19 protein-coding genes are annotated in these 24,245 nt (G+C 35.6%); 9 read left to right on the top strand and 10 right to left on the bottom strand.

The features are described from left to right. The 3 genes from ABDJ41_RS17385 to ABDJ41_RS17375 all read left to right on the top strand — a co-directional run. Window positions 1-4,076, top strand: a 4,076-nt coding sequence (locus tag ABDJ41_RS17385; RefSeq protein WP_349787352.1) for a CLIPPER-2 domain-containing protein, incomplete at its 5' end; no start/stop codon positions are given. Window positions 4,077-4,082: 6 nt separating this feature from the next. Continuing rightward, window positions 4,083-5,099, top strand: a complete 1,017-nt coding sequence (locus ABDJ41_RS17380; RefSeq protein ID WP_349787351.1) for a PorP/SprF family type IX secretion system membrane protein — start codon at window positions 4,083-4,085, stop codon at window positions 5,097-5,099. A gap of 112 nt (window positions 5,100-5,211) precedes the next feature. Beyond that, on the top strand, window positions 5,212-6,063 hold the full coding sequence (locus ABDJ41_RS17375; protein WP_349787350.1) for an energy transducer TonB: 852 nt from the start codon (window positions 5,212-5,214) through the stop codon (window positions 6,061-6,063). 224 nt (window positions 6,064-6,287) lie between these two features. Here ABDJ41_RS17375 and ABDJ41_RS17370 read toward each other — a convergent pair whose 3' ends face one another. The 10 genes from ABDJ41_RS17370 to trpS all read right to left on the bottom strand — a co-directional run bounded on the left by ABDJ41_RS17370 (window position 6,288) and on the right by trpS (window position 21,011). Beyond that, window positions 6,288-7,559 carry a spore maturation protein gene (locus ABDJ41_RS17370; RefSeq protein WP_349787349.1) on the bottom strand — a complete coding sequence of 424 codons (1,272 nt, stop codon included), beginning with the start codon at window positions 7,557-7,559 and terminating at the stop codon, window positions 6,288-6,290. Window positions 7,560-7,620: 61 nt separating this feature from the next. Continuing rightward, the gene (locus ABDJ41_RS17365; protein ID WP_349787348.1) at window positions 7,621-10,413 is read right to left on the bottom strand and encodes a S9 family peptidase; all 2,793 of its coding nucleotides are present in this window, start codon (window positions 10,411-10,413) and stop codon (window positions 7,621-7,623) included. Window positions 10,414-10,563: 150 nt separating this feature from the next. Continuing rightward, on the bottom strand, window positions 10,564-12,363 hold the full coding sequence (gene yidC / locus ABDJ41_RS17360) for a membrane protein insertase YidC (protein WP_349787347.1): 1,800 nt from the start codon (window positions 12,361-12,363) through the stop codon (window positions 10,564-10,566). A gap of 20 nt (window positions 12,364-12,383) precedes the next feature. Then, window positions 12,384-14,000 carry a CTP synthase gene (gene pyrG / locus ABDJ41_RS17355; protein WP_349787346.1) on the bottom strand — a complete coding sequence of 539 codons (1,617 nt, stop codon included), beginning with the start codon at window positions 13,998-14,000 and terminating at the stop codon, window positions 12,384-12,386. A 155-nt stretch (window positions 14,001-14,155) separates the two neighbouring features. Then, window positions 14,156-14,920 carry a GLPGLI family protein gene (locus tag ABDJ41_RS17350; protein ID WP_349787345.1) on the bottom strand — a complete coding sequence of 255 codons (765 nt, stop codon included), beginning with the start codon at window positions 14,918-14,920 and terminating at the stop codon, window positions 14,156-14,158. Between the two features lie 16 nt (window positions 14,921-14,936). Then, window positions 14,937-17,705, bottom strand: a complete 2,769-nt coding sequence (locus tag ABDJ41_RS17345; RefSeq protein WP_349787344.1) for an outer membrane beta-barrel protein — start codon at window positions 17,703-17,705, stop codon at window positions 14,937-14,939. A gap of 361 nt (window positions 17,706-18,066) precedes the next feature. Beyond that, the gene (locus ABDJ41_RS17340; protein WP_349787343.1) at window positions 18,067-18,600 is read right to left on the bottom strand and encodes a hypothetical protein; all 534 of its coding nucleotides are present in this window, start codon (window positions 18,598-18,600) and stop codon (window positions 18,067-18,069) included. A 23-nt stretch (window positions 18,601-18,623) separates the two neighbouring features. Next, window positions 18,624-19,352, bottom strand: coding sequence for a 3-deoxy-manno-octulosonate cytidylyltransferase (gene kdsB / locus ABDJ41_RS17335; protein WP_349787342.1), 729 nt, complete (start codon window positions 19,350-19,352; stop codon window positions 18,624-18,626). Beyond that, entirely contained in the window at window positions 19,353-19,967 is a 615-nt protein-coding gene (locus tag ABDJ41_RS17330; RefSeq protein ID WP_349787341.1) for a deoxynucleoside kinase, read from the bottom strand. A 45-nt stretch (window positions 19,968-20,012) separates the two neighbouring features. After that, the gene (gene trpS, locus ABDJ41_RS17325; RefSeq protein ID WP_349787340.1) at window positions 20,013-21,011 is read right to left on the bottom strand and encodes a tryptophan--tRNA ligase; all 999 of its coding nucleotides are present in this window, start codon (window positions 21,009-21,011) and stop codon (window positions 20,013-20,015) included. A gap of 202 nt (window positions 21,012-21,213) precedes the next feature. Between trpS and ABDJ41_RS17320 the strand changes: the two genes are divergently transcribed. The 6 genes from ABDJ41_RS17320 to ABDJ41_RS17295 all read left to right on the top strand — a co-directional run bounded on the left by ABDJ41_RS17320 (window position 21,214) and on the right by ABDJ41_RS17295 (window position 24,223). After that, the gene (locus tag ABDJ41_RS17320) at window positions 21,214-21,948 is read left to right on the top strand and encodes a lysophospholipid acyltransferase family protein (RefSeq protein WP_349787339.1); all 735 of its coding nucleotides are present in this window, start codon (window positions 21,214-21,216) and stop codon (window positions 21,946-21,948) included. Further along, the gene (gene gatC / locus ABDJ41_RS17315; RefSeq protein WP_349787338.1) at window positions 21,945-22,235 is read left to right on the top strand and encodes an Asp-tRNA(Asn)/Glu-tRNA(Gln) amidotransferase subunit GatC; all 291 of its coding nucleotides are present in this window, start codon (window positions 21,945-21,947) and stop codon (window positions 22,233-22,235) included. The genes ABDJ41_RS17320 and gatC overlap by 4 nt, the downstream gene beginning before the upstream one ends. A gap of 54 nt (window positions 22,236-22,289) precedes the next feature. Next, window positions 22,290-23,075: an ABC transporter ATP-binding protein gene (locus ABDJ41_RS17310; protein WP_349787337.1), complete on the top strand. Its 786-nt coding sequence runs from the start codon at window positions 22,290-22,292 to the stop codon at window positions 23,073-23,075. Window positions 23,076-23,081: 6 nt separating this feature from the next. Further along, window positions 23,082-23,630, top strand: a complete 549-nt coding sequence (locus ABDJ41_RS17305; protein WP_349787336.1) for a cob(I)yrinic acid a,c-diamide adenosyltransferase — start codon at window positions 23,082-23,084, stop codon at window positions 23,628-23,630. Window positions 23,631-23,716: 86 nt separating this feature from the next. After that, window positions 23,717-23,938 (top strand): DUF2795 domain-containing protein, encoded by a 222-nt coding sequence (locus tag ABDJ41_RS17300; protein WP_008240955.1) that lies wholly within the window; start codon window positions 23,717-23,719, stop codon window positions 23,936-23,938. Window positions 23,939-24,061: 123 nt separating this feature from the next. After that, complete coding sequence (locus tag ABDJ41_RS17295) at window positions 24,062-24,223, top strand: lmo0937 family membrane protein (protein WP_349787335.1); 162 nt, start codon at window positions 24,062-24,064, stop codon at window positions 24,221-24,223. Window positions 24,224-24,245: the final 22 nt, after the last annotated feature.

Here is a 24,245-nt window from a genome sequence, read left to right as displayed (position 1 = left end):
ATGGCGTGCTAATTAGCGGAGCAACCGATCAGAAATATGTAGCTATTGAGTCTGGTGTATATACGGTTCGGTTTACAGATGCTAAGGGATGTTATACGGTTTCTGCTGGTGTTACAGTGTTAGAAAACCCATTGCCACCTGCACCAACAATTAATGTTGATGCAAACCTGTTAACTTTCTGCGATGGCGGTTCCGTGGAACTGACTTCTTCTGCTAGTACTGGCAACCAATGGTATAAAGATGGTTCAATAATAACCGGAGCAACCGATCAAAAATATGTAGCTACTGAGTCTGGTGTATATAGGGTTCGGTTTACAGATGCTAAGGGATGTTATACGGTTTCTGCCGGTGTTACGGTAGTAGAAAACCCATTGCCTCCTGCACCAACAATTAATGTTGATGCAAGCCTGTTAACTTTCTGCGATGGCGGTTCTGTAGAACTGACTTCCTCATCAGCTGTGGGCAACCAATGGTATAAAGACGGCGTGCTGATTACTGATGCTACCAGTCAGAAATATGTAGCTACTGAGTCTGGTGTGTATACGGTTCGGTTTACAGATGCCAATGGATGTTATATGGTTTCTGCTGGTGTTACAGTGTTAGAAAATTCATTGCCTCCGGCGCCAACAATTAATGTTGATGCGAACCTGTTAACTTTTTGTGATGGAGGTTCCGTGGAACTGACTTCTTCTGCTAGTACTGGCAACCAGTGGTACAAAGACGGCGTGCTGATTACTGATGCTACCAGTCAGAAATATCTAGCTACTGAGTCTGGTGTATATACGGTTCGGTTTACCGATGCGAATGGATGTTATACGGTTTCTGCTGGTGTTACAGTGTTAGAAAATCCATTGCCACCAGCTCCAACAATTAATGTTGATGCAAACCTGTTAACGTTCTGCGATGGCGGTTCTGTAGAACTGACTTCTTCTGCTAGTACTGGCAACCAGTGGTACAAAGACGGCGTGCTGATTACTGATGCTACCAGTCAGAAATATCTAGCTACTGAGTCTGGAGTGTATACGGTTAGATTTACTGATGCGAATGGATGTTATACGGTTTCTGCTGGTGTTACAGTGTTAGAAAACCCATTGCCACCAGCTCCAACAATTAATGTTGATGCAAACCTGTTAACTTTCTGTGATGGCGGTTCTGTAGAACTGACTTCCTCATCAGCTGTGGGTAACCAGTGGTACAAAGATGGCGTGCTAATTAGCGGAGCAACCGACCAAAAATATGTAGCTATTGAGTCTGGTGTATATACGGTTCGGTTTACCGATGCGAATGGATGTTATATGGTTTCTGCTGGTGTGACGGTAGTAGAAAACCCATTGCCTCCGGCGCCAACAATTAGTGTTGATGCGAACCTTTTAACTTTCTGTGATGGAGGTTCCGTAGAACTTACTTCCTCATCAGCTGTGGGTAACCAGTGGTACAAAGACGGCGTGCTGATTACTGATGCTACCAGTCAAAAATACGTTGCTACAGCATCTGGTGTATATACAGTTCGGTTTACCGATGCGAATGGATGTTATATGGTTTCTGCTGGTGTTACAGTGTTAGAAAATCCATTGCCTCCTGCACCAACAATTAATGTTGATGCAAACCTGTTAACTTTCTGTGATGGAGGTTCAGTAGAACTTACTTCCTCATCAGCTACTGGCAACCAGTGGTACAAAGACGGCGTGCTGATTACTGATGCTACCAGTCAGAAATATCTAGCTACTGAGTCTGGTGTGTATACGGTTCGGTTTACAGATGCCAATGGATGTTATATGGTTTCTGCTGGTGTTACAGTGTTAGAAAATCTACTTCCACCTGCACCAACAATTAATGTTGATGCAAGCCTGTTAACTTTCTGCGATGGCGGTTCTGTAGAACTGACTTCCTCATCAGCTGTGGGCAACCAATGGTATAAAGATGGTTCAATAATAACCGGAGCAACCGATCAAAAATACGTTGCTACTGAGTCTGGAGTGTATACGGTTAGATTTACTGATGCGAATGGATGTTATATGGTTTCTGCTGGTGTCATGGTAGTAGAAAATCCATTGCCACCAGCTCCAACAATTAATGTTGATGCAAGCCTGTTAACTTTCTGCGATGGAGGTTCCGTGGAACTGACTTCCTCATCAGCTGTGGGCAACCAATGGTATAAAGATGGTTCAATAATAACTGGAGCAACCGATCAAAAATATGTAGCTACTGAGTCTGGTGTATATACGGTTCGGTTTACAGATGCGAATGGATGTTATATGGTTTCTGCTGGTGTTACGGTAGTGGAAAACCCATTGCCACCCATTCCAACAATTATAGTAAATGCCAATGATTTAACATTCTGCGAGGGCAGTTTTGTAACATTGACTTCATCATCAGCAAACGGTAATCAGTGGTATAGAAACGATAATTTAATCGTTGGGGCAACAAATAAAACTCTTGAGGTAAATGCGCCCGGAAATTACGCTGTAAAAGTGACAAATGCATCAGGCTGTAGTAGTGAAATCTCAGAATCAGTCGCTGTAATCGCAAATAAAATACCGAAAGGATATAATGATCAGATTAACACACTTAGCTGCTCCCAATCAAGCTTTATTTATAATCTTCAGGATAACGTAAATAATATTGCAAACGGTGGGAATGCAATACCAGCGCGCTTTACCTGGACTGTAAGTTCTGCTAATGTAATAGGAGCGACTAGTGGTCTGGGAAGCAATATTTCTGCAACATTGATTAATACATCAGCAGTAGTGCAAAACGTAGTATATACCGTGATACCGGTAGCAGAAACTGGTGATTGTCCAGGTACTCCTTTTACTATCACAGTTCAAGTACCGATATGTATAGATCTTTCGATCACTAAAACTGCTGATAAAAATGTTGTTTCGGAAGTGGGAGACAAAATAACCTATACCATTACAGTACGTAATAATGGAAATGCAAGTCATACACAGGTACAGGTTAATGATGAAATGTTTGGTGGAATATTGAATCAGCCTGTAGGGGATAATAGTAATGGAATTTTAGAAAAGGGTGAATCATGGATATATAAAAGAACATATACAATTACACAAAACGACCTTGATAACAAAGGAATTCCAGTAATAGGAACCGGAAAAATCATCAATATTGCAAAGGTGAAATCATTAGAGTTTCCCTCGCAAATTGAAGATAGAGTGGAAGTTGATTTACAAAATAATCCTTCTATAAGCCTTGTTAAAACGGGGAAAATGGATAGAGATTTTAAGACAGTTACTTATACATTTAAAATAAAAAATACAGGAAATGTAACGCTTAACAAGCTTGTTTTGACAGATCTTAAATTCACAGAGCCAATTAGATTAAAACAAACTACACTTGCTCCTGGAGAATCAATTACTGAGTCCTTAAAATACACTTTTACAGAAGAAGAAAAGGTTGCAGGAACGACAACAAATACAGCCACGATTAGTGGGTATACAATACCAGGAAAAGAAGTTACTGATATATCTGGTACGACTGAATTTAACGATGATCCAACAGTTGTTAGTCTGATCAGGTATCCAATAGCAATTGATGATTATGGTACAACTAAGGCAGATGAAGAAGTCGTGCTTTCTATAGTTAAAAACGATAGACCCGCATTGTTTCCTTTAAATACAGAATCTGTAGAGGTGCTTACTCAACCTTCAAATGGACTTATCGTGGTTGATAAAGATGGGAAAGTTACTTATAAGCCAAATAAAGGTTTCTTTGGATCAGATAGGTTCACCTATAAAATTCATGATATGAATGTTCTGCCTTCAAATCCTGCAGAAGTAAGAATTGATATTGTACCTCCACCTCTTGAAATTCCAAATACTTTTACCCCAAATGGAGATGGTAAAAACGATAGTTTCTTAATCAAAGGATTAGAAAACTATGAAGGGGTGAGCCTTTTTGTTTATAACCGTTGGGGTGATGAGGTTTATAGAAACCACAATTATAAAAATGAATGGGATGGAAATGGTCTGAATGATGGTACTTATTTCTATGTGCTGAAATTGAGAAAAGGCAAAGTAGAAGATACACGCCGAAGTTGGGTATTAATTAAAAGATAATTGGATATGGAGATCAAGGTAAAGATGGTAAAGAGTGTGAAATGTACAATCGTTTTCCTATTGCTGCATCTTTTATTTTCAGATCAATCAATTGCACAACAAAATATTCAGTTCACTCAATATGTTTTTAACAGCTTAAGTGTAAATCCGGCATATGCTGGTTATAAAGAAGAATGGTTTGTACAGATGGCACTACGCTCTCAATGGTTGGGAGTAGAGGGGGCACCAAAAACAGGTGTCATTTCTATTGATGGCATTGTTGACCCCAGAGATAGAAAAATGGGAATCGGTTTCCAGGTTACTTCCGATAAAATAGGACCGCAGTTCACCACATCAGTTACAGGAAATTATGCTTATCGATTACAGCTTAATGATGACGACACCCAGCGACTAAGTTTTGGAATAGGTGTGGGGGTTGTACAATATAATCTGGATGGACAAATGCTAAATACTTCTGAAGGTGGAGATCAGGCAATTGCGTTAGATAATGAAAGTCATCTAAAACCTGATTTGCGACTGGGAGTATATTACAATTCTGACTATTGGTATGTTGGGCTATCTGTACTTGATGCTTTTTATAATGGTGAGGCAACCAATACGACAAGGTCGCCCGCCTTTAATATTTCCAGAAGCAGGCACGCTTATCTTATTGCGGGGAGTTTGATTAATGTTTCTCCAGAAATGAGAGTTAGGCCTAGCTTAATGATTAAAGAGGATTTTAGAGGGCCAACAAGTTTAGATATGAATGTGATGACCATCTTTAACGATAAACTATGGCTTGGGGGATCTTTTAGAACCGGTTTCGGATTATGGAAAAAAGGGATCAACGATCTTGACCTGGGGAAACAAAATTCTATATCTGGAATTGTACAGATTTTTGTAAGTGAGCGTTTTAGGATCGGTTATTCATATGATTATGTGACCAGTAAGTTAGGGAGTAATCAAAATGGATCTCATGAATTAACTATGGGCTTTACTTTTGGTCGTGTGCCCAGATCGTTTATTTGTCCCCGGGTATTCTAAATTTAATTTATTTCTTCTTTTGGCTTATGGAAAGCCCAACAAATTAGCATCAGACTATAAATAAGCATCAGGTTCTCTTCATAGAGATCTCAGAAGCTGAATCAATGGTATAATGTTTAATCTAAATTTTAAAGCAATGTTGGGTTCAAAAATCGATTTATTTGGCAATGAATGGCTTGATGTAGTATTTGATCAGAAAAATAAAACTTACGGAGCTTATGCCTTACGGAGGGATAATTCGTTAAATACTTTAAAGGCTTTATTTATAGCAGGGACGCTATTTATTTTACTGTTTTTATCTCCAAAAATTATTCGTCTGATTAAAGGGAATACGACAACAGAGTTTGTTTCTGATCGTAAAACTGAGGTTACTATACAATCTCCACCACCGGTAAATCCGGAAATGCCACCGCCTGCTGCTGTGGAACCTCCGCCTGCAAGAGAAAATCAGATTAAATTTCCACCGCCTATAGTTGTAGAAGACGATAAGGTAATTGATGTTGAACCAGTTCAGATTAAAGATCTGGCAATAGCTAATCCTGGACAAAAAACATTAGCGGGTGAGGAGGATGGTACATTGGTAGTCATCAGTACACCGGGTGAAGGCCCAAAAAATGCTAATGTTGTAGAAGATAATACAGTTTATGGAGCATTTGAACCATTGGAAACACAACCTACTTATCCGGGTGGTATGGACAAGTTTTATAACTATCTTTCTAAAGCAATAAGGTACCCGGCAATGGCACAGGAACAAAATATACAAGGGAAAGTATTCTTGTCTTTCATTATCGAAAAAAACGGCACACTTACTGATATCAAAATAGAAAGAAAGCTAGGATATGGTACAGATGAGGAAGCTGTCAGGGTATTAAAAGCTAGTCCGAGATGGATACCTGGCATACAAAACGGTAAACCAGTTCGCGTAAAGTATAATATTCCAATCAGCTTTGCTTTAAGTCAGTAAAGAAAAGAGTATTAAAAAGGCCTTTAAACAGTATTTTATATGACCCGGGGTCATATGAAGTCATAGGATACTCATACAATACTCATAGAAGACTCATATAAGTTGTAGGGTTCATCTTAATAGAGCGTTGATCTTCAGTTTGTTATGATGTGTTTTGTTGTTGGAAGTAATGCGGTTGTATCGATTTTTTTGATGCAACCGCTTTATTTATAATCAATTATTTGTTATCCGAAAAACATGTAACATAAACCAATTGCAGTACATACACCAACTAAATCTGCCAATAACATAGCGCCGATAGCATAACGTGTATTTTTAATATTTACAGCACCAAAATATACAGCAATTACATAAAAAGTTGTATCAGATGAGCCTTGTAAAATGCTGGATAACCTGCCGGCAAATGAATCGGCCCCATGAGTTGTAATTGTATCCACCATCATTCCACGTGCTCCACCACCACTCAAAGGTCTGATTAATGCAGTTGGAATACCATCAATAAACCTTGAATCTGCTCCAAGATATACGCAGAAACTTTTTAAGGCATCAAGTATAATATCAAATGTGCCACTGGTACGCAATAAACTAATGGCGATTAACATACCTACCAGGTAGGGGATAATTCTTATTGCTGTATCAAAACCACCTTTAGCACCATCAATAAATCCATCAAATACATCAATCTTTTTGTAAACGCCGCCTAAAACAATCAGGAGGAATATCAGAAGTAATAAACCATTACTCAGAATACCAGAAAAAGATTGAAGTTCATGTGTGTTTAAAGTAACGAGATATAAAACCAAAGCGCCAATGACTGCTGAAATACCCAATACCCAGCTTAAAATTGCAGGTTGAAAAATATTGATTTTCTGTTTAAATGAAACAATAAACATGGCTGCCATGGTAGCTACAAATGTCGTAATCATGCACGGAATAAAAATCTCTGTAGGATTAGTTGAATTTAAAGAAGCTCTTATAGCAATGATACTTACCGGGATAAGCGTTAATCCCGATGCATGTAAGCATAGAAACATGACTTGTGCATTGGATGCTGTATCCTTACTCGGGTTAAGTTCTTGCAGACTCTCCATTGCTTTTAAACCAAAAGGAGTGGCTGCATTGTCAAGTCCCAGCAAGTTAGCAGAGAAGTTCATCACCATGTGGCCAGTAGCTGGATGTCCTTTAGGGACATCAGGAAACAGTTTAGAAAAGAATGGGCCAATGATGCGCGATAACAGTCTGATACCTCCTGCACGCTCGGCAATACTCATAAAGCCCATAAATAAAGCCATAATGCCAATCAGCTTTAAGCATATATTTACAGCAGTCCAGCAGGTTTCAATTACTCCATCAAGTTTTAAAGGATTTGTAGGATCATCAGCTTTACCAATGATCATCCAGTTAAAAATTTCACTTTGTCCAAAAAAGAAACACTTTATACTCGCTACCACAATGGCAACGATAATAAAGGCCGACCAGATTCTACTTAATGCCATTAAACATGATTTAGTTAAGGCCTTAAATTTAAAGTTTTGATTCTAATATCTCTGCTTTAAATTAAGGTTTTTCATCAGTTAACTCAAAACCCCATGTCTTTCCTTTTTCTGTAGCAGGAATACCATTTACCATCCATACAGGTGCTTTTGCTCCTTTTAAATAATGATCAAAAAATTGCTGTTCTCTGATTTGTATGTCTTTTCTGTTTTGTCTCAGCATTAAATTATGCGCTTCATTATTATAATTTAATAACCATACAGGTTTACCTAATCTCCTTAAGCCTGTAAACATTTCAATACCCTGATACCATGGTACGGCTCCATCAGCATCATTTGCCATAATTACTACAGGGGTATTCACATTGGGTAATTTGAACAATGGTGAATTTTCTATATACAATTCTGGTTTTTCCCATAATGTCGCACCAATTCTACTCTGTGTTTTTTCATACTGAAATTGTCTGTTCATACCACTTTCCCAACGCATTCCTCCATAAGCAGAGGTCATATTTACTACCGGAGCACCTGACCAGGCAGCAGCATACATATTGGTCCTGGTAATCAGATGAGCAACCTGGTAACCGCCCCAGCTTTGACCTTGTATACCTATTTTAGTTCCATCTACCCATGCGTTTTTCTTTAATGATTCGACTCCAGAATTGATGTATTCCTCTGCTGACCTTCCCGGATAGCCTTCTTCATAGCTAATATTCGGAGCAAAAACCAAATACCCATTGCTTACGAAGTAAGGAATGTTTAACCTGGATGGGGTAGGTGCTGGTGGCTGATAATTGTATAATCCATCGGAAAGCTTCTCATAAAAATAAGCAATCATAGGATACTTCTTATTCGGGTCAAAGTCCTCTGGTTTGTATATTATTCCTTCAGCATTAAAACCTTTAGGTGTAGTCCATTTTACAAGTTCAGCAGTACCCCAGTTATAATCTTTTTGCTGTGGATTGGTATGGCTAAGTTGAATCTGTGTTTTTATATCTACTGATACGAATGCATTTGGAGAGTTTACATAATTTGCTTTATCAAAAATGTAACGTTCAGCATCTTTAGCTTTTACAAGATTTGAATAAGACATCTTTTCCATGATTACCAGTTCTGGGTTACTGTTGTTATTGATGTTCTTTTTGTACCAGCCTGATTCTTTAGTGATATTATTGAATGCTTTTAACCAAATGACTTGTTTTTTGTCCAGGAATCTGCTTTCAGGGTCAGTTTTTTCATATCTGAAAGTAATTTTATTTTGTCTTCCAAATCCATTCGTGATATTTTCGGCTGGATTTTTTCCATCTGGTGTAAATTCCCATATATCATAACGATCATAAATCAATACAGCTTTATCATCTGCTGTCCAGGCAGCAATACCATAGGCAGAAGGTGCATCAGGCATATCATGGTCTTCTTCAACGAATTTAACATCTGTACCACTGTTTAAGCGAGTGACTTTAGTTGTTTCAACGTTATATGTGAACCAGGTTGAGGCATTTTTGTCAAAGTATATAATGTATTTTCCTGCTGGAGATGGCATTGCATAACCTGATAGGTTTTCAATAATTTTTTTTCTTACACCGGTTTTTGTATTTACGAGGTAATAATCTCTTATAGGGTTAACTGTCCACTGCATCTGAACTCTATTACCATAATCAGTATAGGCCAGAACAAAGTCTGCATTGCCTTCATTAACCTGGAAAGCATCAGGCAATTTTTCATCTGTTAATGCAGTAACTTTAGGATTGCTACTAAAGATTTCTATTGAAGATAAGTAAGATTTTTTAAGATCCTTTTCTAGATTTTTGAGTTGCATAGGTTGCAAATAATCATCCTTATAGCCCCAGATATCTAGTTTAGCATTTTCAAAATCAACTAATGTAGTATCCTTTGGTGTTTTTACTGGAGCAATACCAAAATATAGCTTATATCCATCCTTACTGAAATTTAGTTTCCCATCGCCACTAACAGCCCATTTTGTCGGGATGCCTGGAATATCATTGTCTACCAATACCTGAGCCGTGTCTAGTGTAGGAGAGTGGTAATAAATGCTAAAATCTTTAATTTCTTTTTTCTCAGGGCTGCGTTCTCCTAAAAATGCAAGATATTCACCGTCATCATTAAAAGTAAAGCCATTGAAGTTTCCTTTTCCAGCCACGAGCGTTTTTAAGCTGTTTTTTTCAGTATTGTAAAGAAAAACACCCATTGGTGCTGATTTGTCTTTTTTTGAACCTGAGCAACTAAAAACTAATTGTTTTCCATTTTTATTGAAGTTATAATCAGTAACATATTTAAAAGTGCGTTCAATTCCAGTGATCAGGTTTTTAACAATAAGATCCGTTCCTTCAGCTTTACCTTTTGTATCTGCTACTTTATTCTTTTTAGCAGTATCAATTGGTTTTTCCAATAGATAAGCAATGAAAATGGAACTTTCCTCTGGTATCTTAAAAGATTTTACCCTTGGTATTTTAGCAACTTCTAGTGTGTTTAGGTTAGCTATTCCCAAAGTATCTTTGGTTAATTCTTCAGGTTTTTTCTTTTTTATTTTTGCATCCCGGATATCAGTAAATAGGGGTTTGATTGCAAAAACAGCATATTTTGAATCGGCGCTGAAGTTTAGTGTCGTTCCTCTGGCTATATTCAGTTTTGAATTAGCCATCAGGTTATTCAGATGTAAAACAGCATCACCTGCCTGCTTGTTAATGCTATATCCTGCCCATAATCCATTATTAGATAATTGCTTTGTACCTATAGTTTCCCAATTGTCGTAAACAGTATGGTTTAATGGTTTCTTTTGTGCAAAAGATAGACTGGTAAGAAATACCAATACTAGAGGAATCAGTTTTTTTAACATGTTTAATGATTGAATTAATAAGCTTTTGGCTTTAAAGTTTAAAAATTGGAATTTTTAAACAGATATCTGTATTGTACGTCAAATTTTACAATAAACAAAGAAGCCGCTTTCTGTTTAAAGAAAGCGGCTTCTGTAAGTATTTAAGAATAACTATTTATTTTTTTTCTGTTGTGCAGCAGCTTGTTGTTGCTGACGCATATAATCATCTAATCTGGTTTGGAACTTAGATTTCTTTTTCTGATCTGCTGGTTTTGCTTTATTTTCCTGTAATGTTCTGTGAATTTTCTCATCATCAACCATCATTTTGATTAAGAACTGTTGAGCAAAGGTCAACATATTAGCAAGGAAATAATAATAGTTCAAACCAGAAGGGTAGCTATTCAATACCCCTAAAAAGATAATTGGCATAATGTAACCAATATATTTCATTTGTCCGGTTGCTCCAGAAATCTGGTTATTAAAATAAGTATAGATTAATGTAGACACAGTCATTAATAAACACATCAAGCTTAAGTGATCACCAATAAATGGAATATTAAATCCAAACTTGATAAAATCATCATAAGTAGAAAGATCTTTCATCCATAGGAATGACTCGCCTCTTAATTCAAATAAGTTAGGGAAGAAGAAGAAGAAGGCCATTACAAAAGGCAACTGCAGCAGCATTGGCAAACAACCCCCCAGTGGATTTACACCGACTTGCTTGTAAAGCTTTAGGTATTCCTGTTGTAATAATGTAGGATTGTCTTCACCAACTTTAGCTTTTACCTCATCCATTTCCGGCTTCAAAATTCTCATTTTGGCCATTGAAATGTATGATTTGTAAGTTAGTGGCGACATTGCAACTTTTAACAAGATGGTAAGGATTAAAATAATCAAACCATAATTCCATCCAAAACCCTCAAGGAAATTAAATACCGGCAATACAATAAATCTGTTAATGTATTTTAATGGCCAATATCCCATGTCTACCTGTTTTTCAATCTCATGTCCTTGAGCTTTTAAAGTCGAGAACTTATTTGTTCCAAAGTAGATGCTCATTGCGTAGCTCTGTGCTGCCAGCTGATTAAATGGCATCTGCATAGTTGCACCGTACCATTTAATTTTTCCAGGCTCAATACTAACTTTAACAGCAAGGTTGCCTTTTTCGAAAGGAACTGCAGGAATCATTACTGCAGAGAAGAAATGCTGTTTAAAAGAGAACCACTCAATTTTACCTTCTTTTAATTCCTCTTCTTCATCTTTCATCACATTCAGATGATCAGGAGTTTTGTCAACATATTTGTAATAAGGAGCAGAATGTTCCTGTTCTTTTTTACCTGATTTTTCTTGTTCAAGTAAGGTCGTTTCCCAGTTTAAAGCAATATTGTTACCCTGAATAACCTGGTTTAATCCATTCAGATTAATATTAAAACCAACCTGATTACTCTTAGGTTTTAAATCATATACATATTCAATATACTTTTCAGCAGAATAATTAGCTCGCATGCTGATATTGCCAGCATTTTGGGTAGCTGTAAAATACAGATCATTTGTGCTCACAATTTTGCCGTCAATATTTAAGTTTAATCCAAACTTATTCTGGTCCCCGTCAAACAAAATAACTGGTTTACCATCGTATGTTGTTTGACCCTTAACCTGAACTGATAATATTTTACCTCCTTTATTACTGAAAGTAACTTTTAAGTTTTCATTTTCAAGAACACTGGTTTGCACTGTTCCAGTAATATTATTCCCGAATGGACCATTTAATTGTGCAGAATCTGGAACTGCAGGTAAGGCTGCAGCAGTTGAGGTAGGAGTAGTAACAACTCCGGCTTTTTTTAGGGAATCAGCAGTATTTCTTGCCTCTATTGATTTCATTTCAGCCTCGGTAGGCTTAAAGAAATAGAAAGAACCTGCTAAAACGATCATGATCAGGAACAACCCTGTAAACGTATTTCTATCCATTATTGTTAATTAAACGCGTATTATTTTTTTTTCTTCTTCGCAAACTCCATCGCAGCGGCGACAAATTTAACAAAAAGTGGGTGAGGATTAGCAACTGTTGATTTTAATTCAGGGTGAAACTGTCCGCCAACAAAGAAAGGATGATTTTTTAGTTCAACAATCTCAACAAGACTTGTCTCTGGATTAGTGCCTGAAGCTGTCATTCCTGCTTCTTCATATTGTTTCAGGTATGCATTGTTAAATTCATAACGATGTCTGTGTCGCTCGGTAATGTGAGTTTTACCATAAGCAGCAAATGCTTTTGTACCTTTTTTCAAATCACAAGGGTAAGAGCCTAAACGCATAGTACCACCTTTTGCAGTTATGCCTTTCTGATCTTCCATCATGTTGATTACAGGATGAACAGTTTCTTCGTCAATTTCTGTAGTATTTGCACCATTTAAGCCTAAAACATTACGTCCGAATTCAATAACAGCACATTGCATACCCAGGCATATTCCAAAAAATGGGACATTATTTTCTCTTACATATTGAATGGTATCAATTTTTCCTTCAATACCTCGGCTTCCAAAACCTGGGGCAACCAGTACACCATCAAGATGCGCAAGTCTTTCTTTAGCATTTTCAGGGTAAATACTTTCAGAATGTATATATTCTACTTTTACCTTGCATTCGTTTTTAGAACCAGCGTGTACAAAAGATTCAATAATAGATTTATATGCGTCAGGAAGTTCAACATATTTACCAACCAAGCCAATTTTTACTTCAGATGTTGGATTTTTTAAACGGCCAAGGAATTCCTTCCATTTTTCCATGTCTGGTTCATTGCGTTGTGCAAGTTTAAGTTTACTCAATACAGTTTTGTCCAGTTGTTCCTTCATCATCAATAATGGAACATCATAAATGGTAGATGCATCAAGTGATTCTATTACTGCATTTACGTTGACATTACAGAAAAGTGCAATTTTCTTTTTGATCTCTAAAGAGATATGATGTTCAGAACGGCAAACCAGGATGTCTGGTTGAATACCATATTCTAATAATGCTTTAACAGAGTGTTGAGTTGGTTTTGTTTTTAATTCACCAGCAGCTGCAAGATAAGGAATAAGTGTTAAGTGAATTACGATAGCATTGTGTGCACCTTCTTCCCATTTAAACTGGCGTACAGCTTCAATAAATGGCAAAGATTCAATATCGCCTACTGTACCACCAAGTTCAGTAATTACGATGTCGTATTTACCTGTTTCGCCCAGTAAACGCATGTTCCTTTTAATTTCGTCCGTAATATGAGGAACTACCTGCACAGTTTTACCAAGATATTCTCCTTGTCTTTCTTTGTTGATTACATTCTGATAAATGCGACCTGTAGTAACGTTGTTAGCCTGTGAGGTGGAAACATTTAAAAAGCGTTCATAATGACCAAGGTCGAGATCCGTTTCTGCACCATCTTCGGTAACATAGCATTCCCCATGTTCGTAAGGGTTTAATGTTCCCGGATCAATATTGATATAAGGGTCAAACTTTTGGATGGTAACACTATAGCCGCGTGCTTGTAATAATTTGGCTAATGAAGCGGAGATGATGCCCTTACCTAGTGAGGAAGTAACACCGCCCGTAACAAAAATATACTTAGTCATGTTTGTGATTTTCTGAAACAATGCAGCATTTTTACAGCTACATTGTAGTTTTTGTACGGGATACAAAGTTAGCAATTAAAACCAAAGGAGGGAGAGCCTTTTATAAAAAATATCTATTATTAAAAACTAATGGTAATGTGTTCTCACATAAAATGTTACAGCGTAAAGCCGTAAAGTTTTCTTTTTGCTTCTTCAGCTTTCTCCTTTTTATTCTGATCGTAGCGGGTAAATAATTCGATCAGTTTGTCTAAATCTTTAGTTGTTTCTATATTTTTTCCTTTAACTGCAGGTACAATTTTTGAAGCATGATTTTCAAATCCATTAACTTTTGTTGCAAACCAAGTAGTGTTATATCTGGGAATTGCCAGGCCAAGAATTGTACCTGGTAAACCACTAAAGCCTTCAGGTCCCCCACGAAGCAATATCTCATCTGTATAAAAAGCTACAACATACACAGTGTCATATATTACTCCGACGGCTTTGCGACATTCATAACCTGCAATGTTTCTTATGTCATGCATAATTTTCCAATTCAGCTTTGGTATTGTATCCGTCAGCAAGTAATTCTCATCCATAATGCTGCGTTTTATTACACGTTTATTATTGCTGTAGTCTGTATAAATTTCATTGTTTAGCTTACTGTTTGAAAATGTTAAAAAAGCAGGGTTATTATCTTCAACGTCTTTTTTTTCTTGTCTATATAGTGATTTGCTTTGAGTAAAATAGAACTCCCAAGTGCTTACAACATATTTTTTGATACCCTCCATCGCTTCTGTTGGGATATTTGAATTTTCCAATGAGCGAATAAGATTTACTTTCTTCTCAAAAGTGATTTTTCCATATGGAATAAAAGTCTCCTGAGCTCTCAGATTAAAGCACATCACAGATAAAAGAAATGATATTAAGGGAACTAATTTCATCAAATGTATTTAAGTATTATTGTTTTTTAATAAAATTACCACTAAAATTCCAGTTTAAACCTATTAATACATAACGTGGGATATAGCTAAAAGTATCTTCACTTTTATAGTTTCCTCCTACATATCTGTTGTAGCCTATTTTTTGGTTCAATATATCTGTGACTGAGACTTTAAGTTCTAGTGTTTCATTTCTAAGAAGTCTGGTCGCCAAATAGCTATTCCATATTGCAGTGTTCAGATCTTGTCCAAATGACGCATTTGCAGGCCTGAATGAAAGAGAAAATGAAGTGTTAAATTCTGATTTAAAAGGGAGTTGAACTGTGCCGGAAATTTCGTGATTATGAGTAACACTTCTGCCGTCATTGATCTCACCAATAGATGATTTTCCTGTCATTAATGTTGCTGAAGGGATATAATTGAATTCTATTTTTTTTGTATAATAATTAAATGAACCTCTCAAATTGTACTGCATGTTTGCAGCTTTATTTTGTGTAGCATTAATTAAAGCGATAGTTTTAGATCTATTGAATCCCAGATCTATGCCCATACGGATATGAAGTTTTGAAATACCTTTAGAATAGCTGACATTTCCACTTAAAGAGTTATTCCCATTACTATTGATAAAGCTGGTGATTCTTTTATTGAATTCATCAACGAGTTCGGTACTTACTATGGCGTTATTGGTAAAACCATAATTGAAATTTGCCGAGATGTACTGATCAGATTTATATTGAAAGCTATTATAGGAAATACCAAAATTATTAGAGAAAGATGGCCTTAGGGATGAGTTTCCAATTACTTGATAAAGAGGTGTGTTGATTTGACGTACAGGTTGTAATTGGTCGATGCTGGGTTGTTGCATATAACCATTATAATTTACAGATAATGTAGTAGAGTTGTTTACCTTATAGAAGATATTTGTGCGTGGAGATAAGTTAAGGTAATTTCTATTAAAATCAGTATGTTTATCAAGATCATTTAATTCAAAGGTAGTTTGTGTGGCTTCAAGTCCACTGGATATTGAAAAATGTTCATTATTATATTGCAATATCATCTTACCTACATTCGAAAAATTAATGAATTTAAAGTTGTTACTTAAAGAATCTATTTTTTGAGCATCCTGTCTGATGTTATCAAAAACAAGCCTGTTACTTCCTGAAGAAATGGTTTTAAAGCTATATCCAGCTTCTAATGTCCAGTTTTTAGATATTGGATTGGTATAATTAATTCTGGTGGCTATAGAGCTTTGTGTCCCGGAGTTCTTCTTTTTAAGATCGATCTTTTCAGATTTATCAAATATTCCAGTACTGTTAAAATAAGAGGTTTTGTTTAAGCTGTTTTCTATACTACTGCTTCTCTGACTTTCTGGTTGAAGATCTATAGATAAAGTACGTCCTCTTTTTTTAAATCTTTTGGACCAGTTAATATTTCCATTGTAGGTTTCATTGTGACCATTTCCATTGTTTTGCTGAGAGTTCTCGCTGATAAGAAAGCCGTTGTTGCCTTTTGTATCACTTATACTACTGGAATTGTTCCTGTTACGACTCTTATTCAAACCAAATGAAAGCTTTAAAGTAGAGCCAGGACCTGTATTATAAGTATATGTGCCTCTTAACGATTCTCCTGATACGTTTACAATATTGTCTGTCTTACCAGCATTCGTATATGTTTTTTCGTTAGGTAGCAGTTCTTCGGAATTAGCAGTTGTTATATTTATGTTTTGATTATTAAAACTCTTGAAATTGAGTTTGACACCCATTTTATTATCCTTAAACTTATCTGCATAATACGCTCCTAAACTTAAATTATTAGGTAAACCGCCTGATGCTGCAATGTAATCTTCATCATCTGCATCAGAAACATACATAATAGAACTACCATCATCACCAACTTCAATCAAATCATATTCTTCTCCTTTTAATTTTCGCATGGAGGTGTTGATTTTTGATTCATTATTCAGATTGGAATAGGTGCCGAATGCAGCTGCTTTGAGTTTATTTTTAAATATCCCAACCATACCTCCATAATCACCAAGATCAATAGCATTGGTGTTAAAATCGAGAGTGGAAAGGTAGCCGTTTTTTGCATTTTCTTTTAATTTGATATTGATAGTCTTATTTTTAATACCATCATCAATCCCTGTTAATTCAGCACTTTTACTCTTTTTATCAAACACCTGTATTTCTTCAACAGCATTAGCTTTAAGATATCTTGTGGCCAGTAGGGGGTCGTCTCCAAAAAACTCATCTCCATCAACTAAAACCGTTTTTACTAATTTTCCCTCGGCTTTTATAGTCCCGTTTTTATCCACTTCAATTCCGGGCAACCTTTTTAATAATTCCTGAACATTAGCATTACTGCGCACAGCAAAACTATCAGCCTGAAAAAAGACAGTATCTCCTTTAATGCGTACTGCACTTTTAGCTTGTATAATAATTTCGTGGAGGAGTTTAGATTTCAGATCCATTTTAATGTTGCCCAGATCAATCTTTGAAGTATCACTTAATCTTAGGTTCTGAATATAATCACCCATTTTAGGATAGGAAATCAATATTTTGTAATCGCCTTTTTTAAGATTTGTCAGATTGAAAATACCTTGCTGATCTGCTCTGGTTGCTCTTGCAAGTGTTGAATCCGAATTTCTAATCAGAAGGATACTGCTGTTTATTAGTTTCCTTTTTTCAACAGAATCAGTGACTACGCCCTTTATTTGTGCTTTTTGCGCAAAGGCTGCAAAAACATGAAATAAAAAGAGGATAATAACAATGAAACTATTTTTGAGCATATATTACCAGGTAATGAGCTAGCGCGATTCTTAAAGCTAAGAACTATTTCTTTTTTCGTATCAACTTTTGGAAATAATATTACTTTTTAAACGTTAATTATGGAAAAGGCGTATAATAAAAAAAGGCCCGAAAATTTTCGAGCCTTTTTGTAAAAGTATATTTGGTTAGAATATGCTGGTGTTTATATAATCAAACAGTTTATTGGCTTATTTGATTATATAAACATAATATAAAATTTATAAGTATCATAATTTTATTTTTATTTTTTTTTGATGAGGTATACAAAATATTGCTCATTTAGCATCACGCATACGTCTAGCTATCAATAGAGGCATTTTTTAACAATATAATTAAAGGCGATTATTTACAACAATTGTAATAAGGCTTTACCTTTTTTTCTTTTTCAGACCATGCGATATATACATTATTCTCTTTATCTGTACGATATTTGAATCCATTTAAGGATGATTGTTTGAGCTCGTTATAAAAATTTTTGTCAGGAGTGTACTGATCTGGGTTTTCATTTTCAGTTACTGCAGGTTCCAAAAAGTTTTCATCGTCCAAAAATAGCTTATACTCACTATGTATAAAATCTATCTGACTGCGTTCTTTTTTTAAATCAATACTAGCTTTGTAATTCTCAATCAGATCAGTAGCTTTAAATTCTTTATTATAGATTACATTCCCTGTATAAGCCGTGATACTGAAATTAATGGTCATATCTTTTAAAGCAGCACCTTTAAGTACCACCTTGAATGTGTCAACCTGAATAGAATCACTAAAGGGCTTTAAAACTATATGATTTTTAATATTCCCTTTTAATTCCTTATTGCTTGATTTACAAGCGAAAAGAAAACAAAATAGCAGCAGGAGAAGTATAAGATAGTTTTTCATATTACAGCCAATATAAGAAATTATCAGCTTATGATTTTATTTAGATCTTCTGGAGTATCTATAGCAATAGTTTCCAGATTGGTAACACGGGTTTGGATTGTATATCCATTTTCTATCCAGCGTAATTGTTCCAGACTTTCTGCAATTTCTAATGATGAAGGCTGAAGTTTAGTTATCTCATGTAAAACTTCGGTAGTATAACCATAAATCCCAATATGTTTATAGAATTGATGCTTGATTAACCATTGCTCTTTATCAGCATTTCTGATATAAGGAATAGTATGTCTACTAAAGTATATAGCTTCTTGTTTACTATTAATTACAACTTTTGGAATGTTGTTATTGAATAGTTCTTCTTCAGTATTGATTTCTTTGATTAATGTTGCCAGCTGTACATTTGGTTGATTAAAACAAGAAACAAGCAAATCAATTTGTTTTGGATTGATAAAGGGTTCGTCACCTTGTATATTAATAACTATATCAAATTCCGAAAGTTGCTTTGAAACTTCGGCACAACGATCAGTTCCACTTTGATGTGTAGAGCCTGTCATTACAAATTCACCATCAAAATCACGTGCAGCTTCAGCGATGCGATTATCATCTGTAGCAATAACTACTTTGTGAAGTGTGTCGGTTTTTAAAGCTTGTTCATAAACCCGCTGAATCATACTCTTACCCTGGATATCTATTAAAGGCTTTCCCGGAAAACGGGTCGAAGCATATCGTGCTGGTATAATGCCAAGTACTTTCATCTAAAATAATCCGTTAATCTCTGCTTCTATCGATTGAATAATTGTTCCCAAATCTTCAGGATTATTTGTGAAATCAAGTTTATCTTTATCTAGTATGAGAAGCTTACCAAGATCATAACCTTTAATCCATGTTTCGTATTTCTCATTTAGTTTCGATAAATAATCAATGCGGATACTGGTTTCATATTCGCGTCCACGACGTTGAATATTGTTTACCAATGTAGGGACAGAAGCACGTAGGTATACCAATAAGTCTGGTGGTTTAATAAAAGATGTTACGTTTTCAAAAATAGCTTTATAGTTTTGATGATCACGTGTCGTCATCAATCCCATCTCATGCAGATTGTCTGCAAAAATATGTGCATCTTCATATATTGTTCTATCCTGAATCACATTTCTGTTAAAGTTCTGAATATCTACAATCTGTTGAAAACGACTATTAAGGAAATAAATCTGAAGATTAAAACTCCAGCGTTTCATATCACTATAAAAATCTTCAAGATAAGGATTATTATCTACAGCCTCATACAGGGCCTCCCAGCCATAATTTTTGGCAAGTAAACCTGTTAAAGTTGTTTTACCTGCACCAATATTCCCAACGATTGCTATATGCATATATAATTTTTGAAAAAAAGAAAGGTAATGAATTTACGCTAAATGTTAAAATGATTTGAAACCAATGATTTCTCTAACCTCACGTATTGTTCTTTGAGCACTTTCTCTTGCTTTCAATGCACCATGTTTTGCAACCTGACGTAAAAAAGAACTGTCTTTAGAAAGGTCCTCAATACGCTCTCTGATTGGTGTATTAAACACAATCATATCTTCTGCAAGTTGTTTTTTGAAGTCTCCATAACGAATATTCATTTTATTATATAATTCATCAAAATGAGCAATTGTATCAGGTGTAGAAACAATTTTCATCAGATCAAATAAATTCTGAATAGCTTCTGGCTTAGACTGATTCTCTTCTGTAGGTCCGCCATCTGTAACTGCTCGCGATACTTTTTTACGAATTACTTCAGGGCTGTCTGACAAATAAATGCAATTGCCTTCTCCACTCGATTTGCTCATTTTACCATTACCGTCAAGGCCCGGTACTTTAACCAGGTTTTGAGCATAGTTAAATGCAAAAGACTCTGGGAAATATTCAGTTTGATAAAGCCTGTTAAAACGGTTTCCAAAAGTACGTGTAAATTCAAGGTGTTGTTCCTGATCTTTTCCTACAGGAACTTTTGTTGCCTTATGGATAAGGATATCTGCTGCCATTAATGTAGGGTAGGTTAATAAACCCGCATTTACGTTATCAGGCTGAGATCTTACTTTATCTTTAAATGAAGTGCTTCTTTCCAACTCTCCCATATAAGCATTCATGTTTAAATACAAATATAGTTCTGCTACTTCAGGAACGTCAGATTGAATGTAGATAGTAGTTTCTTCAGGGTTTATTCCACAGGCAAGATACTCAACAAGCACATGTCTCACATAACTATGAAGGTCTTGCGGGGTAGGGTGAGTAGTTAAAGAGTGAAGATCGGCAATAAAGAAAAAGCAGTTATAATCATACTGCATTTTAACGAAATTGGTTACTGCTCCAAAATAATTTCCCAAGTGTAATTTCCCTGTTGGACGAATACCACTAACTACCGTTTCTTTCATCTTAATTTATATATTAAAAGGTGATGATTCTTCCTTTTGCTTATGAATTTTGATTTTCAGACAGTGGAAGAATTCAAGATGCCGAAATTAATAAAAAACCCTAAGTCTGCCTGCTTATAATTTCTTTTTTTATTCAGATGGTAATTCTAAGTAGAATTCTTCTTAGTTTGCATTTGCATATTTTGGTTAATTTAAAAAATTAATGATTCGTATTCTTAAGCAAGCACATCGCATCTATTCTGTATTTATCATACTTGTATTTTCGCTGTTTTTTTATCCTTTTTACTATTTGGCAGCCCGGAATCTTAAAAATTATGATCTTTTAAATCGCTTAAGGAAATTAAAAAGTAATCTATGTGCATTTTTTATTGGTATTGTGCCCCGGTTTAATTTTGAAGAACCCTTATCGGATAAGCAAACTTATATTTATTGTGCAAATCATACTTCAAATCACGATATTATGTTGATCTGCATGTTTGCTAAGGGAAGATTTCATTTTATGGGAAAGGAGGAATTGTTGAAAAATCCTGTTTTAGGGATTTTTTTTAGAACGATTGATATTCCTGTAAACAGACATAGTAAAATTTCATCTTTCAGGGCGTTTAAGCGTGCAGGTGATAATCTTGAAAATGGAATGAGCCTGATTATTTTTCCCGAGGGTGGTATAGCAGACGATCATTATCCACCAAAATTGATGCCTTTTAAAAACGGACCATTTAGATTAGCAATAGAAAAAGGAATTCCTATTGTTGCAGTAAGCTTTGTAAATGTTTGGAAACGTATGTGGGATGATGGGAAAAAACATGGTTCAAGCCCAGGTAGGGCCGATGTTTACATTCACAAACCGATTCTAACGAGTAATTTGACAATAAATGACTCAGATGACTTAAAAGACCGTATTTTTGACTTGATAAATAGTAAACTTATTGATAAATGATTATAGATAAGCAAACGATAAATAAAGTTGCAGATTTAGCAAGAATAGCTATAAAAGAAGAAGAAATTGATGCCCTGATACCGGATATGAACAAGATTCTTACTTTTATGGAGAAACTAAATGAATTGGATACTAAAGGGGTTGAGCCATTAGTGTATATGAATACAGAAGAAAATGTTTGGCGTGAAGATATAGCAAAGCAGGAGTTAAGTGTGACGGATGGATTAAAGAATGCTGCACGTCACAATGAGGAGTTTTTTCTTGTTCCAAAGATTATAGAAAAATAGTATAGACTGTAACATTAGCACCTTTGGTGAAATCTAATGTCAAAAAGATAAGTAATGGATAGAGCCTCGACTATGTCATCAGCAAATCAAGCATTAATACATATTAAGGAAATTGGTCGTAAATATGTAATAGGGGCTGAGGTAATCCATGCACTAAAATCAGTTACATTGGATATTCATAAAGGAGAATTTGTAGCACTCATGGGACCTTCAGGCTCTGGTAAGTCTACATTGATGAATATTTTAGGCTGTTTGGATACACCTAGTAAAGGTGATTATGTCTTGAATGGGATCAATGTTAGTCACATGTCAGATAACGAACTAGCAGAAGTAAGAAATAAAGAAATCGGATTTGTTTTCCAGACTTTTAATTTATTACCTCGTTCTACTTCGTTAGATAATGTCGCTTTGCCCTTGATATATGCTGGGATACATAAAAAAGATCGGGAAGAGCGTGCTCATAAGGCGCTGGAGAATGTAGGATTGGGAAATAGGGTAACACATAAACCTAATGAACTATCTGGTGGTCAGCGACAACGTGTTGCGGTTGCAAGAGCATTAATCAATAATCCTTCCATTATACTTGCTGATGAGCCTACAGGAAACCTGGATACCAAAACCTCAATTGAGATCATGGGTTTGCTTGAAGAGATTCATAGTAAAGGAAATACAATTATACTGGTAACTCACGAAGAAGATATTGCACAACATGCTCACCGTATTGTAAGGATGCGTGATGGGCTGATTGAAAATGATTATCAAAATACAGATATTAAAACTGTATCGCCCAGACTCGTTAAATTAGAAGAAAAGGGTGATGATTTTGAGACTATTGGCTAATAAGCTATGAAGATATATACTAAAACGGGCGACAAAGGCCTTACGTCTTTAATTGGAGGAACTCGTGTTCCTAAATTCCACCTGAGAATAGAATGTTACGGGACTATTGATGAACTAAATTCATATATCGGACTTATTATGTGTCAGGATATAGATGTTCATCATCAGAAGATGTTAAAGGAAATTCAAGATCGTCTTTTTACAGTTGGTGCGGCATTGGCTGCTGATCCTGAAAAATCCAGAATGAAGATTCCAGACTTGCATGACACTGATATCAGTATTTTGGAAAAAGAAATGGACGATATGAATGAGATTTTGCCAGAGCTAAAGCATTTCGTGCTTCCAGGAGGAAATACGGTAGTATCGTATTGTCACATAGCAAGATGTATATGTAGAAGGGTAGAGCGTTTAACAGTTCATCTGGCCTCAGAGAGCTTTGTTGACGAAAAAATGACTATTTATTTGAACCGATTAAGCGATTATTTGTTTGTTTTGGCACGAAAACTGAATTCAGATGCTAATACGGAAGAAAATATCTGGATTCCGAGATTGTAAAAAGTATGAAATAGATTTGTTTTACTCATAGATTTTATTATATTTTTGCAAAAAAATAAATTTGAATAATTAATTGGATAAGTAATATGTATTGGACTTTAGAACTCGCATCGCATCTGGAAGACGCTCCATGGCCTGCAACAAAAGATGAATTGATTGATTATGGTATAAGATCAGGTGCCCCTGTTGAGGTGATCGAAAATTTACAGGCATTAGAAGACGATGGTGAACCTTATGAAACCATTGAAGAAATTTGGCCAGATTACCCAACAAAGGACGATTTCTTCTTCAACGAAGACGAATATTAATCAATAACGAATAGGAAGGCCCCATAAGGGCCTTTTTTATTTTTGGAACGATGATTGTTTATGAAATGTCATGGATTGTTAAACGCAATCAGGTTCATTTACTTATCATTAAAACTAGAAGTTATGGGAAATCTGCTTTACCTCGTTGCCGTAGTATTAATTATATTATGGATTATTGGCTTTTTCTTTCAGGGTTTCGGACCCAATGTTGGTAATTTAATCCATGTTCTGTTGGTTATTGCTATTATTGCAATTCTTTTAAAAGTAATAAATAGAGCCGCTTAATATTATAAGCAAAGAGACTGGT

Origin of the sequence: Pedobacter sp. ASV1-7, from assembly GCF_040203335.1 — a bacterium.
Classification (GTDB): domain Bacteria; phylum Bacteroidota; class Bacteroidia; order Sphingobacteriales; family Sphingobacteriaceae; genus Pedobacter.
This window is presented reverse-complemented; position numbering and strand designations above follow the sequence as displayed.

Excerpts from the sequence above, each read along its gene's own strand:
- ABDJ41_RS17380 (WP_349787351.1), top strand. The coding sequence starts at position 4,083 with ATGGAGATCAAGGTAAAGATGGTAAAGAGTGTGAAATGTACAATCGTT.
- ABDJ41_RS17375 (WP_349787350.1), top strand. The coding sequence starts at position 5,212 with ATGTTTAATCTAAATTTTAAAGCAATGTTGGGTTCAAAAATCGATTTA.
- ABDJ41_RS17370 (WP_349787349.1), bottom strand. The coding sequence starts at position 7,559 with ATGGCATTAAGTAGAATCTGGTCGGCCTTTATTATCGTTGCCATTGTG.
- ABDJ41_RS17365 (WP_349787348.1), bottom strand. The coding sequence starts at position 10,413 with ATGTTAAAAAAACTGATTCCTCTAGTATTGGTATTTCTTACCAGTCTA.
- yidC (WP_349787347.1), bottom strand. The coding sequence starts at position 12,363 with ATGGATAGAAATACGTTTACAGGGTTGTTCCTGATCATGATCGTTTTA.
- pyrG (WP_349787346.1), bottom strand. The coding sequence starts at position 14,000 with ATGACTAAGTATATTTTTGTTACGGGCGGTGTTACTTCCTCACTAGGT.
- ABDJ41_RS17350 (WP_349787345.1), bottom strand. The coding sequence starts at position 14,920 with ATGAAATTAGTTCCCTTAATATCATTTCTTTTATCTGTGATGTGCTTT.
- ABDJ41_RS17345 (WP_349787344.1), bottom strand. The coding sequence starts at position 17,705 with ATGCTCAAAAATAGTTTCATTGTTATTATCCTCTTTTTATTTCATGTT.
- ABDJ41_RS17340 (WP_349787343.1), bottom strand. The coding sequence starts at position 18,600 with ATGAAAAACTATCTTATACTTCTCCTGCTGCTATTTTGTTTTCTTTTC.
- kdsB (WP_349787342.1), bottom strand. The coding sequence starts at position 19,352 with ATGAAAGTACTTGGCATTATACCAGCACGATATGCTTCGACCCGTTTT.
- ABDJ41_RS17330 (WP_349787341.1), bottom strand. The coding sequence starts at position 19,967 with ATGCATATAGCAATCGTTGGGAATATTGGTGCAGGTAAAACAACTTTA.
- trpS (WP_349787340.1), bottom strand. The coding sequence starts at position 21,011 with ATGAAAGAAACGGTAGTTAGTGGTATTCGTCCAACAGGGAAATTACAC.
- ABDJ41_RS17320 (WP_349787339.1), top strand. The coding sequence starts at position 21,214 with ATGATTCGTATTCTTAAGCAAGCACATCGCATCTATTCTGTATTTATC.
- gatC (WP_349787338.1), top strand. The coding sequence starts at position 21,945 with ATGATTATAGATAAGCAAACGATAAATAAAGTTGCAGATTTAGCAAGA.
- ABDJ41_RS17310 (WP_349787337.1), top strand. The coding sequence starts at position 22,290 with ATGGATAGAGCCTCGACTATGTCATCAGCAAATCAAGCATTAATACAT.
- ABDJ41_RS17305 (WP_349787336.1), top strand. The coding sequence starts at position 23,082 with ATGAAGATATATACTAAAACGGGCGACAAAGGCCTTACGTCTTTAATT.
- ABDJ41_RS17300 (WP_008240955.1), top strand. The coding sequence starts at position 23,717 with ATGTATTGGACTTTAGAACTCGCATCGCATCTGGAAGACGCTCCATGG.
- ABDJ41_RS17295 (WP_349787335.1), top strand. The coding sequence starts at position 24,062 with ATGGGAAATCTGCTTTACCTCGTTGCCGTAGTATTAATTATATTATGG.